The organism is Halorubrum aethiopicum (genome assembly GCF_001542905.1).
GTDB classification, from domain to species: Archaea; Halobacteriota; Halobacteria; order Halobacteriales; family Haloferacaceae; genus Halorubrum; species Halorubrum aethiopicum.
This window is the reverse complement of sequence record NZ_LOAJ01000001.1, coordinates 761105-774262: the sequence shown is the minus strand read 5'-3', so window position 1 is coordinate 774262 and position 13158 is coordinate 761105. Positions and strand designations below refer to the sequence as shown.

The following is a 13158-nucleotide window of genomic DNA, read 5'->3' as shown; positions in this document are numbered from 1 at the left end:
CGCCGGGCGCGACCCCCCTTTGCGAATATTGCCGGCCGGGGAGTCGGCGTCGACGCCGGAGATCCGACGTACCGGCGGATCTCGGGCGATACGCCCGCCGTGCGGAGAAGTTGACGTTCGTCCACCGGGCGTCGCGATCGGCCGGAACGAGGCCGGCGAGCGTGAGCTACGCGGAGCCGACCGTCGCGGTCACTCCGGTTTCAGTCCCTCGCCCTGGACGCGCATCACGGCCTCGCCGTCGGCGAGGTTCGGCGCGTCGACGAGCCGGACGATCCGCTTGTTCCCCTTCGACTTGCGGAGGTAGATCCGGAACGTGGAGGCGTGTCCGAGGATGTTGCCGCCGATCGCCTGCGTGGGGTCCCCGAAGTAGGAGTCGGGATTCGACGCGACCTGGTTGGTGACGAGGATGGCGGTGTTGAACAGGTCGCCGATCCGCATCAGGTCGTGGAGGTGCTTGTTGAGCTTCTGTTGGCGCTCGGCGAGCTCGCCGCGGCCGACGTACTCGGCGCGGAAGTGGGCGGTGAGCGAGTCCACACAGACGATCCGGATGGGCCACTCGCTCTCCTCGTGTTCGCCCGCGAGCTCCTTGGCCTTCTCGGCCAGCAGGATCTGGTGGTTGGAGTTGAACGCCTTCGCGACGTGGATCTGATCGAGGAAGGCGTCGACCAACGCCTCCATGGCCTCCTCGTCGTCGGGGGTGCCCTCGATCTCGCGTCGCTCCATCTCGTCGGCGAGGATCTCGTCGTCGAGCCCGCGAACCATGTCGTCGATCCGCTCGGGCCGGAACGTGTCCTCGGAGTCGACGAAGATACAGCCGCCGTCGAGGCCGCCGTTCTCCTGTGAGAGCTGGACGTTGACGGCCATCTGGTGGGTGACCTGCGACTTCCCCGATCCGAACTCGCCGTACACCTCGGTGATCGACTGGGTCTCGATACCGCCGCCGAGGAGGTCGTCGACTTCCTCGATCTGCCAGGAGAGCTTGCCGATCTCCTGGCGGCGTTCGAGGACGGTCGCGCCCGTCTCGAAGCCGCCGACGTCGGCCGCGTCGCGGGCGGCGTTGATGATGTCGGAGGCGGACGATTCGCCGATGTCGGCGGTGTTCGACATCTCGCCGGGGCTCGCGACCGCGATCGACTGGTAGCTCTCGAATCCGTTCTCGACGAGTTTGTCCGCGGTCGCCGGGCCGACTCCTGGGAGGTCCTCGAGTTCGTCTTCAGGCATGTACACCCGGCTTGTGCGGCTTCGGATATAAACCCTGGTTAACAGCCGAGTGAAAGTGAAACGGGGAGCGAGCGGGCGAGCCGTGGCGGTCCGAACGCGCGCTAGAACCCGACGCGGCGGACGTAGCCCAACTCGCGGATCTCGACGAGCAGTTCGCCGGGGAGCTCGGCGTCCGTGATCACGTACAGCTTGGGGTCGTCGGTGAACTCCGGGTCGTCGCTCAGCACCTGGCGGATGGGGACGCCGTGGTCCGCGAGGATCCCGGTGACCTCGGCGACGATCCCCGCCTCGTCGGCCGCGGCGACCTCGATCGTGAGGACGGTCAGATCGAGGACGGGGGCCAGATCCATCAGGCTCGGGATCGACGAGATGTTGGTGAAGATGCGCTTCAGCTCGGGGTCCGCGAGGATCGCGTCGGTCGTGGAGTCGACGACGCGCCGGTCGACGTCGAGCTCGCGGGCGATCCCCGTGTACGGGATCTCGATCCCGCCGGAGACGACCCGTCCCTCCTCGTTGACCGAGAAGCCGCGCTCCAAGAACAGCCGGATGACGGCCTGCTGGCTCGGGGATCCCTCGAACTTCTCGAGGATCTCGTCGAACATTCGTCCGTACGGGTGCTCGCCGGACGCTTAAAAACGCGGGTGACGGGTCGGGTCACGGAGGGACACGCGGAAGGGAAGCGGATCGGACGCGGACGGGGAGCGAGTCGGAGCGGGTTCCGGCCCGGAGCGGGTTCCGGCCCGGATCAGTTCGGGATGGCGGCGTAGACGACCCCGAGGACGACCCCGTACAGCAGGTGGCCGACCGCGCTCAGCGCGCTGACGTTGGGCAGCGGGGGGTTCGCGGGGGAGCCGACGGCCGAGAGCCAGATCGGCATGGCGATCACGGCGAGTGCGGCCCAGACGAGGAGGCCGTAGGCCGCGCCGAGCCCGACGGCGTTCTCGACGGTGGCGGCGAGGGCGGGCCTCGCGCCGACGAGCGCGGCGAACCCGACGCCGATCACCGCGCCGTGGGACATGTGGATGATCCAGCCGAGAACGGGGGCGGCCGGCGGCGCGAGCCCGTACATCGAGGGGATCACGACCTCCAGAAGCGGGGCGGGGATGACGAACGTCATCACGAGCCCGAACGCGGCGCTGCCCACGAGCCCGCCGGCCACGCCCGCCTTCCAGTCGCCGGTTGCAGTCGATACGTCCGTCGCCGTCGCGGTTTCGGTCGCCATAGCGGTCCGGTCGTCGCGCGATAACCGGTAATAAACGCCGGTAGTGTGCGTTCGAACCGCACGGGACCTCAACGGATATATACGCAGAACACCAATCACATGGGGGTTTCGTCGATCGACCACTTCCGCCGAGGTACCCCACCCCTTTTGCCCGATGCCGCCGAAGCGGCGACCGTGTCAGAGTCGCCGCACCTGCGGTTCTTCCCCTACGAGGAGCCGTACCCCAACCAGCGCGAGGCGATGGACCGGGTCGCCAACGCGCTCTCGCGGGGACAGGACGTGCTGTTCGAGGGCGCGCCGGGGACGGGGAAGACCCTCTCCGCGCTCGTGCCCGCGCTCGAGCACGCGAGAGAGAACGATCGGACGGTCGTCATCACGACGAACGTCCACCAGCAGATGCGCCAGTTCGTCGAGGACGCGCGGGCGATCACGCGGACCGAGCCGATCCGGGCGGTCGTCTTCAGGGGAAAGTCCTCGATGTGTCACATCGGCGTCGACTACCAGGAGTGTCAGACCCTCCGGGACGCGACCCGCTCGATGGTGGAGACGGAGTCGGAGAAGCGCGAGCTCGAGCAGCGCCAGCGCGAGCTGCTCGCCGAGAGCCGCGAGGGCGACGCGGGGGCCGCCGAGGCCCGCGAGGCCGTCATGGACGAGCTCGACGACCTAGAGGCGGAGCTCGACGACCTAGAGGCGGCCAACGTCTGCGAGCGCTACCGCAACAACCTGACGCGGGACACGGACGGCTTCTTCGAGTGGCTCTTCGAGGACGTGCGGACCCCGGACGACGTCTACGAGTACGCCGAGGAGCGCGACCTGTGCGGCTACGAGCTGTTGAAGGAGGGGATGGAGGGCGTCGACCTGGTGGTCTGTAACTACCACCACCTGCTCGACCCGAACATCCGCGAGCAGTTCTTCCGGTGGATCGACCGCGACCCCTCGGAGGTGATCACCGTGTTCGACGAGGCGCACAACGTCGAGGACGCCGCCCGCGAGCACGCCTCCCGGTCGCTGACGGAGAACACCCTCGACGCCGCCCTCGAGGAGCTCGCCGACAGCGACGACTCCCGCGCGGAGCCCGCGGAGAACGTGCTCTCGGCGTTCCGCGACGCCCTCGTCGACGCGTACGACGACGCGCTCGGGTTCGCCGCGCGTGAGTCCGTCGGCGAGGGCTGGGAGGACGTGTCGATCGCCAACGACGACCGCCGCGACGACCTCACGCTCGCCTTCCTCGAGCGGTACGAGGGCCGGGGGATCGACGCCGAGCTCGAGCTGGCCGTCCAGCTCGGGAAGGCGATCGACGAGGAGTACGAGCGCGCCTACCGCGAGGGCGAGGCGACGAGCCGGGCGGAGTGCCGCACCCTCCAGGCCGCCCGGTTCGTCTCGACGTGGATGGAGGAGGGGACCGCGCTCGGCCAGTACCCGGTCGTCTCCGTGCGCCGCGACGGCGGCACCGACGAGGTGTACGGCCGCGCCGAGCTGTACACCTGTATCCCGCGGTCGGTCACCTCGGCGCTGTTCGAGGAGGTGGCCGCCTCGGTGCTGATGAGCGCGACGCTCCGCCCCTTCGACGTGACCGAGGACGTGCTCGGCGTGGAGGACGCCGCCACGCTCGCGTACGGGATGGGGTACCCGGCGGAGAACCGGCGGACGTTCGCGGTCGACACGCCGCCGCTCTTCGCCTCCGAGCGGAACGACCCGGAGACCCAGGAGGCCGTGGCCGGGCTCCTCCGCGACGCGATCCGGTTCACGCCGGGCAACACGCTCGTCTTCTTCCCGTCGTACGGCGAGGCCGAACGCTACCACGAGCGGCTCGGCGGCGACGGCGGGCTCGCGGGCGCTGACCTCGGCTCGCTGTACCTCGACGGCTCCGGCGAGGACGAGGAGGCGCTCCGACGCCGGTTCGTCGCGAGCGACGACGCCGCGCTCTTCACCTCCCTGTGGGGGACGCTCGCGGAGGGAGTGAGCTTCGACGGCGACGACGCCCGTACGGTCGTCGTGGTGGGCGTCCCGTACCCGCACCTCTCCGACCGCATGGAGGCGGTCCAGGACGCCTACGACCGGGCGTTCGCCGACCGGGACCGCGCCCGCGACCCCGGCTGGGCGTACGCCGTGGAGATCCCGACGGTCCGGAAGACGCGACAGGCGATCGGCCGGGTGATCCGCGGCCCGGACGACTTCGGCGTCCGGATCCTCGCCGACCGGCGGTACACGACCGCCGACATGGGGAAGTACTCCGTGCGCGGCGCGTTCCCCCCGGAGGAGCGCGAGGAACTACTCGACATCGACCCCGAGAAACTGAAGTTCGCGATGTTGAACTTCTACGGCGACCACGACGCCTACGAGGGATCGCCGCCGCAGCCGTGAGCGATCGCGGTCGCTCCCGGAGCCTCGAAGTCACGTCGGACGCGTCGAGAGCAGCAGCGCGATCCCGCCGAGCACGACCCCGACGAGGATCGTGACGGCGGCGTGGATGACGGTCATGACCGCGACGACCCGCGGCGGCTGGTCGTAGCTCCACTTGAACATGAGGGCGTCGAGCCCGAACGCGACCGTCACGGTCACGGCCGCCGGGACGGCGAAGCCGCCGCCGACGACGCTGACGGCGGCGGGAAGCGGGCCGACGTACAGCGCGCGCCGCGGGTCGACGTCGCCGAGGACGTTCCGGGCGGCCACGTGGGCGGTGACGGAGAGGAACAGCGCGAAGACGACGGTCGTCACGAGCACCGAGAGCGGCGTCACCGTCTGAGCGGGCATACGCCGCGTAGGCGGTGGAGCCTAAAAGGGCCGACGGGATCGGAGCCGAGCGTGCGCCGCCTCAGTCGAGGAGGCCGAGCCCGGACAGCTCCTCGACGATCACGTCGACGGCGGCGGCCGCGTCGGCCGGATCCGTGCCGCCGGTGACGACGAGTTTTCCGCTGCCGAAGAGCAGGGCGACGACATCGGGCTCCTCGATCCGGTAGACGAGCCCGGGGAACTGCTCGGGCTCGTACTCGATGTGCTCCAGCCCGAGCCCGATGGCGATCGCGTTGAGGTTGAGGCTCTCGCCGAGGTCGGCGGAGGTGACGATGTTCTGGACCGTGATCTCGGGGTCGTCCTCGATCGGGATCTGGAGCTCCCGGAGCTTCTCGAAGACGATGGCGAGACTCTCGTGGACCGCCTCGGTCGAGTTCGCGCCGGTACAGACGATCTTGCCGGAACGGAAGATGAGCGCCGCCGACTTCGGGTCGGCGGTGCGGTAGACGAGCCCGGGGAACTGCTCCGGGTCGTAGTCGGCTCCCTCGAGGTCCATCGCGACGCTCTGAAGGTCGAGCTCCTGCCCGATCCCGGTAGAGGCGACGACGTTCTCTATCGTGATCGTGTCCTTCGGATCGGCCATTCGCTCGAACGTAGGACGGTCAGGCTTTTAAAAAGGTCGGTAGGTGGGAGCGACGGCGGCGAGGAAAAACCCGCGACCGGAACAAAACACTCAACAAAATATACTATATTGATATCGTATAATTATCGGATAGTGGCCGGCGGAGAGGGTCGGATCGAGAACGAGCGGCGATCTCGCCGATCTGATTCCGTGAATCGACCGATAATCGGTTTTCAGGCGTACTAGAGCCGTATATTGGTCAGATGGAGGAATCGGCTCGCGATCGAGTTCGTTCGAGTTCGTGATCGAGTGTGAACGCATCGCGATCTACCCGTTAATTCCGCTTATGTCGATTTTACCGGGCGATATGGGGTATCGACGGATCGAGTTCGGTACCGATCCAGTAAATCTCATCCGGCTGCGACCGAGGACGTCGATTCAGCGTCGATCCAGAAACAGAGTAGTATATGAATTAATAGGGTTTTATTGAAATACCTGTTTAGATATGTGTTCGGCGTCGGGATGACCGATTCCCGGCGACGGATCTGCTTTACACCAGTACTTTTGTAAAGTCAGGAGTCGGATCGGGCGTATGGGCGACGCCGGATCCGGTTCGACGAGCAAGGTCGAGCGGACGATACGGGAATACGGGCTCGAGGGCCTCGGCGCGGAGCTGGAGGCGGCCTGGACGGGCGAGGACGGCGACCGGACCAGCCTGCGGTCGCTCGCCGAGGAGTTCAACCGGACGGTCCTCGGGGCGGCGATGCGGGAGGCCGACGGCTCGGTGACGCGGTCCGACGTCGAGAGTGCCCATCGGGCGCTCGCGGACGACGACGTCCCGCGATCGGAGACCCTCCGAGCGCGGCGGGAACTCGAGCGACTCGGCGTCGACGTGGACGCGGTCCTCGGGGACTTCGTGAGCCACCAGACGATCCACACGTACCTCACGGGCGAGCGGGAGGCTCGGCCGCCGGAGGAGGACGCGGACCGGCTCGACGACCGGCGGGAGACGATCGAGCGGCTCGCGGGGCGGACGGAGGCGGTCGCCGACTCGGCCGTGGAGGCGCTCGCGGACGCGGGCGAACTCGCGGACCGCCCCTACGAGGTGTTCGTCGACGTCCGGGTGACGTGCGGGGCCTGCGGGGCGGACTACCGGGTGGGAGAGCTGCTTCGGCGGGGCGGGTGCGCTTGTGCGGCCGAGTGACGACGAGACACAAGTATTTACCGACGGGGGGATGTGTGCGTACACGATGGCACGGAGTGAAGTGGCGCTGGAGTCCGTTCAGGTGCGCGCACGGAACATCGGCGGGATCGACCGAACCGCGGTCGAACTCTCCTCCGGCGTGACGCTGTTACGCGGGCGAAACGCCACGCATCGGTCCTCGTTCCTACAGGCGATCATGGCGGGGCTCGGGAGCACTCGGCCCTCGCTGAAGGGGGACGCCGACGAAGGGGAGGTAACGATCGACGTCGACGGCGAGACGTACTCGCGGACGCTGACGCGGCGGGACGGGCGGGTCGTCTTCGAGGGGGAGCCGTACCTCGAGGACCCGACGGCCGCGGACCTGTTCGCGTTCCTGCTCGGCGACAACGAGGCGCGGTTGGCCGTCGCCCGGGGGGAGGACCTTCGGGAGGTCATCATGCGCCCGATCGACGTGGACGCGATCGAGGCGGAGATAGCGGAGCGGACGCGCGAGCGGGACGCGATCGACGAGCGGCTCTCCGAACTCGAGGGGATCGAGGCGGAGCTGCCGCGCCTCGAGTCGAGACGAACGACCCTCCGCGAGCGACTGGAGGAGAAGCGAACGGAACTCGAGGAGGTGGAGGAGGCCATCGAGCGGGCGGACGCCGACCTCGAGGAGAGCCGCGAGCGGCGCGAGGAGATCGACGACGCGTTCGAGACGGTTCGGCGGGCGCGGGCGGAGCTCGAGGACCTCCGGTTCGAACGCTCCACCGAGGAGGCGACCGTCGAGGAGCTCGAATCGGAGCGTGCGGAACTGGAGGAGGAGCTCGAGGCGGTCGACGCCCCGGAGACGGATCCGGACCGGATCGACGACCGGGTCGACGACCTCCGCGAGCGGAAACGCGAGCTCGACGACACGCTCGGGGAGCTCCGAAGCGTCATCAACTTCAACGAGGAGATGCTGGCCGGCGACGAGCTCGACGCCGACCTCGCCGGCGACGGCGGTGACGGGAGCGTCGGCGACGGATCCGAACGCGACGTGACCGACGCGCTGGTCGCCGACGGGGACCGAACCGTCTGCTGGTCGTGCGGGTCGCGGGTCGAGCGGACCGCGATCGAGGAGACGATCGAGCGGCTCCGGAGCCTCCACGAGGAGAAACTCTCCGACCGGAACGAGCTTCAGAGCCGGATCGACGAGCTCTCGGAGCGGCGGTCGGCGGTCGTGGAGCGGACCCGCGCGATCGAACGGGCGGAGGGTCGGCTGTCCGAGGTGGCGAGCGAACTCGAGGAGTGTCGCGACCGGATCGAGGAGTTGGAGACGGCGATAGACGAGAAGCGAGCCGAGATCGAGGAGCTGGAGGCGGCGGCGCGGGACGCCGGCGGCCCCGACTACGACGAGGTCATCGCGCTCCACCGCGACGCCACCGAGCTGGAGCTAGAGATCGAGGGGATCGAGGCCGACCTCGAGGAGGTCGACGCGGAGATCGACGACGCCGAGGCGACGATAGCGGAGCGGGACCGCCTCGAGGACGAGCGGGAGGCCCTCACGGAGGAGCTGGTCGACCTCCGGACGCGCGTCGACCGCATCGAGGCGGACGCGGTGGAGTCGTTCAACGAGCACATGGCCGCCGTCCTCGACATCCTCGAGTACGACAACATCGAGCGGATCTGGATCGAGCGACGGGAACGGGACGACGCGGGGGGCAGACGGGAGACGGCTCGGACGGAGTCGGAGCTCCACGTCGTCCGATCCGACGACGAGGGGGCGAGCTATCAGGACTCCGTCGCACACCTCTCGGAGAGCGAGCGCGCGGTGACCGGGCTGGTGTTCGCGCTGGCGGGGTACCTCGCTCACGAGGTGTACGAGGACGTGCCGTTCGTGCTGCTCGACTCGCTCGAGGTCATCGACGCCGACCGGATCGCGCGCGTCGTCGAGTACTTCGAGGAGTACGCGGAGTACCTCGTCGTCGCGCTGCTCCCGGAGGATGCCTCGGCGCTCGACGACGGGTACGACGTCGTCTCCGACATCTGACCGGACCGCGATCCGGCGCGGAAACGCGTCGCGGTCCGACGTGACGCGTCGCGGGTCGCGCGGACGGAGCGAATATTCGTTGCGTGCGTGGGTTTTTGGTTCGGGCTGTGGATCCGCTATCCATGAACCTCAGACGCACGCTCCTCATCACGCCCGCCTCGGACGAGGACCTCATCCGGAAGGGACGCACGACCGACGCCGACGCGCTGTTCCTCGACCTGGAGGACGCCATCCTCTCGGAACGGAAGGAACGGACCCGAAGCGACCTCGTCGAGTTCCTCGCCGCCGACCCGGAGATGGACAAGTCGATCGCCGTGCGGATCAACGCCGTCACCACGAAGTGGTGGTACGAGGACCTGATCGAGACGGTCGGCGCGGCCGGCGAGCACGTCGACAGCCTCATCGTCCCCAAGGTGTCGCGGGTAGAACAGCTCCACGCGGTCGACCTGCTGTTGCGGCAGGTGGAACGGAACGCCGGAATGGAGCCCGGCGAGGTCGGTCTGATCCCGCAACTCGAGAGCGCGACGGCGATCAACAACGCGACGCGGATCGCCCGGTCCGTGGACCGGCTCGCCGCCCTCCTCTTCGGCCCCGGCGACTACGCGGCGAGCATCGGGGTCGGGCAGACGGCCGACGGGGCGGAGGTGGGCGGACACTGGGAGTACGCCCGTTCCCGAGTGGTGAACGCGGCGAGGGAGGTGGGAATACAGGTGATCGACGGGATGTACCCCGACACCGGCGACACGCAGGGGTTCCGCGCGGCGTGTCAGGCGAGTCGCGCCCTCGGGTTCGACGGCAAGACCGTCGTCCACCCGAACCAGATCCACATCGCGAACGAGATCTTCACGCCGAGCCCGCAGGACGTCCGGCGCGCGCGCCGGATCTACGAGGCGTACACCGCGTCCGACCACGACGAGCGGGGGACCGTCGAGGTCGACGGACAGGTGATAGACGAGGAGACGTTCGAGATGGCCAAAGAGATCGTCGAGAAGGCGACGGAGGCGGACGAGCTCTCCGACCTCTGAGACGGCTCGAAAAGGGGGTTCAGTGCGAGTGGACGTGCCAGGAGTGTTTCGGGGAGAACGTCGCTTGGGAGTCGTACCAGGAGGTGAGCGAGAGTTCGACGCGCTCGACCGCCTCGAGCAGGCGATCGCCCGCCGAGAGCGGGCTGGCGGCGTCGCCGGGGACCGTCACCGTCAGCGCGCCCATGACGGCGCCGTCCCGGCGGGAGAGCGCACCCGCGAACGTTCGGTCGGAGCTCGTCGAACTCGTCTCGACGGCGTACCCGCGGCGGTGGATGCGGTCGAACCGGTCCCGGACCTCGTCGTCGACCTCGGGGTGGGCGACGGTCTCGGCGTCGTCGGGCTCTCCGGCGGCGGCGTTCCCGTCGGCGGCGTTCCCGTCGTCGCTCCGCCCGTGTTCGGCGAGCATCACGGGCCCCGCGATCGACTCGGCGAGCGGCGTCCGTTCCCCGAGGTGTCGTTCGGCGATGCCCGGATAGTACCCCTCCTGGGCGATCATCGTCGCGTCGTCGCCCTCCTTGAGGTAGAGACGGACCACGCCGTCGGTCTCGGCCGCCAGCGACTTCATCTCGATCCGCGCCGCCTGATACAGCGGCGACTGGTCGCGGAGCCTGCCGCCGAGCCGGAGGAGCTTCGTCGAGACGTGGTACTGTTTGTCGTGGTGGGTCACGTACCCGCAGTCGACGAGCGTCGTCAGGTGACTGTGGACCGTGCTCTTGCTCATTCCGAGCGTGTTGGCGACCTCGGTGACGCCCGCGCCGTCCTCCCGCTGGAGGTGCTCTAGGATGGTGAGCGACTTCTCGGTGGTTCCAACACGGTTCCGCGATGGTTCGGTCATACGTAACGATCGATCCATGGATACTAATCTGTTCGGATATGCTAAATTAGTGAGGTGTGTCGTGTCTCGATCGGAGCCGTTCGGAGCCGAGGACGGCGGGATCGCGGTTTCGGAACCGCGATACCGCATGGACGTTCATTATAGTAGAACGAGATCGTGTGGTGGTTTCACAACCCACACGGAGATACGGGACGTACGGGCGTTGAATCGGCCGTTCTCCGCTGGAGAGCCCGGATCGGCGGCTCGAGATCCACCGTCGAGCCGAGTGCGTTCAGATATGCTGAACGTCTTCGGGACGGCGTGGAGACAGCGGTTCGGTACCACGGATCAAGGATCGAAAAACGGTGACGGGAGCGAGGGCGAGGGTTCGAAGCGAAGCGGTGGAACGGAACCGGAGACGGCGAAACGAGATCGGGGAGTGGAGACCCGACGCCGCCGTCGGTCGGCCTCGGTCGGGCTCGTCGGCCCCGGTCAGACCCAGTCGACTTCAGTCCGGGCCTGTCGCCCCCGGTCGCCGTCAGCCCGACCAGGTCGGGGCGTACGACGGGTCGTACTGGCGGTCGCGGCGGTCGATCCCGTCGATCCGCTCCACGTCCGCCGCCGAGAGCTCGAGGTCCCGAGCGCGGACGTTGTCGACGATGTGGTCGCGGCTCGTCGCCTTCGGGATCGGGACGACGCCCTTCTCCATGGCCCACGCGAGGCTGACGCGCGCCGGACTGACGCCGTGGGCGTCGGCGATCTCCGCGATCTCCGGCACGTCGAGGACGCGTCCGTTGCCGAGCGGCGCGTACGCGACGAGGTCGATACCGTGTGAGTCACAGTACGTCCGGAGCCGCCGCTGGGGGAGGAGCGGGTGCATCTCCACCTGGAGCGCGTCGATCGGGACCGGGGACGCTTCGCGCGCCTCGTCGATCTGCGCCGGGGTCATGTTACAGACGCCGAGCCGGTCGAAGAGCCCCTCCTCGTGGAGGTCGGCGACCGCGTCGAACGTCGTCTCCGGGTCGTAGCCGTCGGCGGGCCAGTGGACGGCGTAGAGGAGGTCGACGCGGTCGACGCCGAGCCGGTCGAGACACGCGCGTGCGTTCTCCGTGACGCTGTCTCCCGAGTAGTCGTCCGTGAACTTCGGGTGCAACACCTTGGTGGCGAGGAAGACGTCATCGCGGTCGACGTCGGCGGCGGCGATCCCCTCGCCGACGGCGACCTCGTTCCCGTACGCCTCCGCGGTGTCGACGTGTCGATACCCCTCCTCCAGCGCGGTCCGGACGCTCCGGACGCAGTCGTCGTGGTCCGTGACCCGGTACGTGCCGAGTCCCGGCGCGGGAATGTCCGCGGTCATGCGAGCGATTCACACATGCGGAACGAGGATACTAAGTGTTGTCCCCATCCCGTCCCGTCTCGTCCCGTCTCGTCCCGTCCTCGTCGCTCGCGCACGGGTCGGCCCCTCACACCCGCACGCGTCGGGCGATCCGACCCTCACACGTCTTCGGGCGAGTCGACGACGCGGACGTCCGCGTCGTCGATCAGGTCGCGGATCCCGAGGATATCGGCCAGGGTCTCCCCCTCGTCGATCCGCTCGCGTAAGGTCGCCTCGTGGTCGGCGATCGCCGCCGCGGCCGCCGCCGCGTCGTCGGCCGCCTCGCGCGGGACCACGGTGACGCCGTCCCGGTCGCCGACGACGACGTCGCCCGGTCGGACGGCGACGCCGCCGACGGAGACCGGGACGTTCACCGATCCGGGGGTCTCCTTCACCGCGCCCGCCTGCGAGACGGCCGCCGAGAACACCGGGAACTCGCTCTCCGAGAGGTGGTCCGTGTCCCGGACGTTGCCGTCGGTGACGAGCCCGCCGAGCCCCTGCCGTTTCGCGTTGCGCGTGAGCAGTTCACCCCAGACCGCCGCCCGGCGCGACTCCGTGGCGACGACGAGGACGTCGCCCGGCTCCGCCAGGTCGGACGCGAGGTGGACCATCGCGTTGTCGCCTGGCGGGACCCGGACCGTACAGGCGGGGCCACAGACCGTGACCTCCTCGTTTATCGGCCCGACCTCCGGGTCCATCGCCGTCCGTTCCCCCAGCGCCTCGTGAACGCTCGCGGCGTCCGACTCGCCGAGCGCGTCGATCGTCTCCCGGTCCGGCCGTTCGAAGTCCCTCACAACGACCATACCACCGAGTTTCGTCGACGGGTCAAGAACGTACCGGCGGTTTCGCTCGCGAGACCGGACGCTCCGCCGTGAGGAGGTGTTCGGAGGGCCACGCTCGGAGGAACGCGTTCGGCGGGAAGCGTTCGGAG

12 protein-coding genes are annotated in these 13158 nt (G+C 68.6%); 4 read left to right on the top strand and 8 right to left on the bottom strand.

All coding sequences use genetic code 11. From position 1 onward, the window contains the following. Nucleotides 1-189 precede the first annotated feature (189 nt). The 3 genes from radA to AXA68_RS03705 all read right to left on the bottom strand — a co-directional run bounded on the left by radA (nucleotide 190) and on the right by AXA68_RS03705 (nucleotide 2443). The gene (gene radA / locus AXA68_RS03715; protein WP_066412979.1) at nucleotides 190-1221 is read right to left on the bottom strand and encodes a DNA repair and recombination protein RadA; all 1032 of its coding nucleotides are present in this window, start codon (nucleotides 1219-1221) and stop codon (nucleotides 190-192) included. 101 nt (nucleotides 1222-1322) lie between these two features. Then, nucleotides 1323-1823 (bottom strand): amino acid-binding protein, encoded by a 501-nt coding sequence (locus AXA68_RS03710; protein WP_066412972.1) that lies wholly within the window; start codon nucleotides 1821-1823, stop codon nucleotides 1323-1325. 143 nt (nucleotides 1824-1966) lie between these two features. Next, complete coding sequence (locus tag AXA68_RS03705) at nucleotides 1967-2443, bottom strand: histidine kinase (protein WP_066412970.1); 477 nt, start codon at nucleotides 2441-2443, stop codon at nucleotides 1967-1969. Nucleotides 2444-2617: 174 nt separating this feature from the next. Between AXA68_RS03705 and AXA68_RS03700 the strand changes: the two genes are divergently transcribed. Continuing rightward, nucleotides 2618-4807 carry an ATP-dependent DNA helicase gene (locus tag AXA68_RS03700; RefSeq protein WP_066412968.1) on the top strand — a complete coding sequence of 730 codons (2190 nt, stop codon included), beginning with the start codon at nucleotides 2618-2620 and terminating at the stop codon, nucleotides 4805-4807. A 30-nt stretch (nucleotides 4808-4837) separates the two neighbouring features. Here AXA68_RS03700 and AXA68_RS03695 read toward each other — a convergent pair whose 3' ends face one another. Together AXA68_RS03695 and AXA68_RS03690 are read right to left on the bottom strand one after the other, a co-directional pair. Next, nucleotides 4838-5197, bottom strand: coding sequence for a DUF7473 family protein (locus tag AXA68_RS03695; RefSeq protein ID WP_066412966.1), 360 nt, complete (start codon nucleotides 5195-5197; stop codon nucleotides 4838-4840). 61 nt (nucleotides 5198-5258) lie between these two features. Further along, a complete protein-coding gene (locus AXA68_RS03690; RefSeq protein ID WP_066412963.1) occupies nucleotides 5259-5819 on the bottom strand; it encodes a TATA-box-binding protein in 561 nt (186 codons plus the stop codon). Nucleotides 5820-6390: 571 nt separating this feature from the next. Here AXA68_RS03690 and rdfA point away from each other — a divergent pair. The 3 genes from rdfA (at nucleotide 6391) to AXA68_RS03675 (ending at nucleotide 10038) form a co-directional block, all read left to right on the top strand. Then, nucleotides 6391-7002, top strand: coding sequence for a rod-determining factor RdfA (gene rdfA, locus AXA68_RS03685; RefSeq protein ID WP_198530016.1), 612 nt, complete (start codon nucleotides 6391-6393; stop codon nucleotides 7000-7002). Between the two features lie 46 nt (nucleotides 7003-7048). Then, nucleotides 7049-9013, top strand: coding sequence for an archaea-specific SMC-related protein (locus tag AXA68_RS03680; RefSeq protein WP_066412960.1), 1965 nt, complete (start codon nucleotides 7049-7051; stop codon nucleotides 9011-9013). Between the two features lie 122 nt (nucleotides 9014-9135). Further along, nucleotides 9136-10038 carry an HpcH/HpaI aldolase/citrate lyase family protein gene (locus AXA68_RS03675; RefSeq protein ID WP_066412957.1) on the top strand — a complete coding sequence of 301 codons (903 nt, stop codon included), beginning with the start codon at nucleotides 9136-9138 and terminating at the stop codon, nucleotides 10036-10038. Nucleotides 10039-10057: 19 nt separating this feature from the next. Here AXA68_RS03675 and AXA68_RS03670 read toward each other — a convergent pair whose 3' ends face one another. From AXA68_RS03670 to AXA68_RS03660, 3 genes are all read right to left on the bottom strand, one after another. Further along, nucleotides 10058-10873 carry an IclR family transcriptional regulator gene (locus tag AXA68_RS03670; protein WP_066412954.1) on the bottom strand — a complete coding sequence of 272 codons (816 nt, stop codon included), beginning with the start codon at nucleotides 10871-10873 and terminating at the stop codon, nucleotides 10058-10060. Between the two features lie 517 nt (nucleotides 10874-11390). Further along, the gene (locus AXA68_RS03665) at nucleotides 11391-12209 is read right to left on the bottom strand and encodes an aldo/keto reductase (protein ID WP_066412940.1); all 819 of its coding nucleotides are present in this window, start codon (nucleotides 12207-12209) and stop codon (nucleotides 11391-11393) included. A 137-nt stretch (nucleotides 12210-12346) separates the two neighbouring features. After that, on the bottom strand, nucleotides 12347-13030 hold the full coding sequence (locus tag AXA68_RS03660; RefSeq protein ID WP_066412938.1) for a 4-carboxy-4-hydroxy-2-oxoadipate aldolase/oxaloacetate decarboxylase: 684 nt from the start codon (nucleotides 13028-13030) through the stop codon (nucleotides 12347-12349). Nucleotides 13031-13158: the final 128 nt, after the last annotated feature.

Excerpts from the sequence above, each read along its gene's own strand:
- AXA68_RS03670 (WP_066412954.1), bottom strand. The coding sequence starts at position 10,873 with ATGACCGAACCATCGCGGAACCGTGTTGGAACCACCGAGAAGTCGCTC.
- AXA68_RS03660 (WP_066412938.1), bottom strand. The coding sequence starts at position 13,030 with ATGGTCGTTGTGAGGGACTTCGAACGGCCGGACCGGGAGACGATCGAC.
- rdfA (WP_198530016.1), top strand. The coding sequence starts at position 6,391 with ATGGGCGACGCCGGATCCGGTTCGACGAGCAAGGTCGAGCGGACGATA.
- AXA68_RS03675 (WP_066412957.1), top strand. The coding sequence starts at position 9,136 with ATGAACCTCAGACGCACGCTCCTCATCACGCCCGCCTCGGACGAGGAC.
- AXA68_RS03695 (WP_066412966.1), bottom strand. The coding sequence starts at position 5,197 with ATGCCCGCTCAGACGGTGACGCCGCTCTCGGTGCTCGTGACGACCGTC.
- radA (WP_066412979.1), bottom strand. The coding sequence starts at position 1,221 with ATGCCTGAAGACGAACTCGAGGACCTCCCAGGAGTCGGCCCGGCGACC.
- AXA68_RS03680 (WP_066412960.1), top strand. The coding sequence starts at position 7,049 with ATGGCACGGAGTGAAGTGGCGCTGGAGTCCGTTCAGGTGCGCGCACGG.
- AXA68_RS03665 (WP_066412940.1), bottom strand. The coding sequence starts at position 12,209 with ATGACCGCGGACATTCCCGCGCCGGGACTCGGCACGTACCGGGTCACG.
- AXA68_RS03710 (WP_066412972.1), bottom strand. The coding sequence starts at position 1,823 with ATGTTCGACGAGATCCTCGAGAAGTTCGAGGGATCCCCGAGCCAGCAG.
- AXA68_RS03690 (WP_066412963.1), bottom strand. The coding sequence starts at position 5,819 with ATGGCCGATCCGAAGGACACGATCACGATAGAGAACGTCGTCGCCTCT.
- AXA68_RS03705 (WP_066412970.1), bottom strand. The coding sequence starts at position 2,443 with ATGGCGACCGAAACCGCGACGGCGACGGACGTATCGACTGCAACCGGC.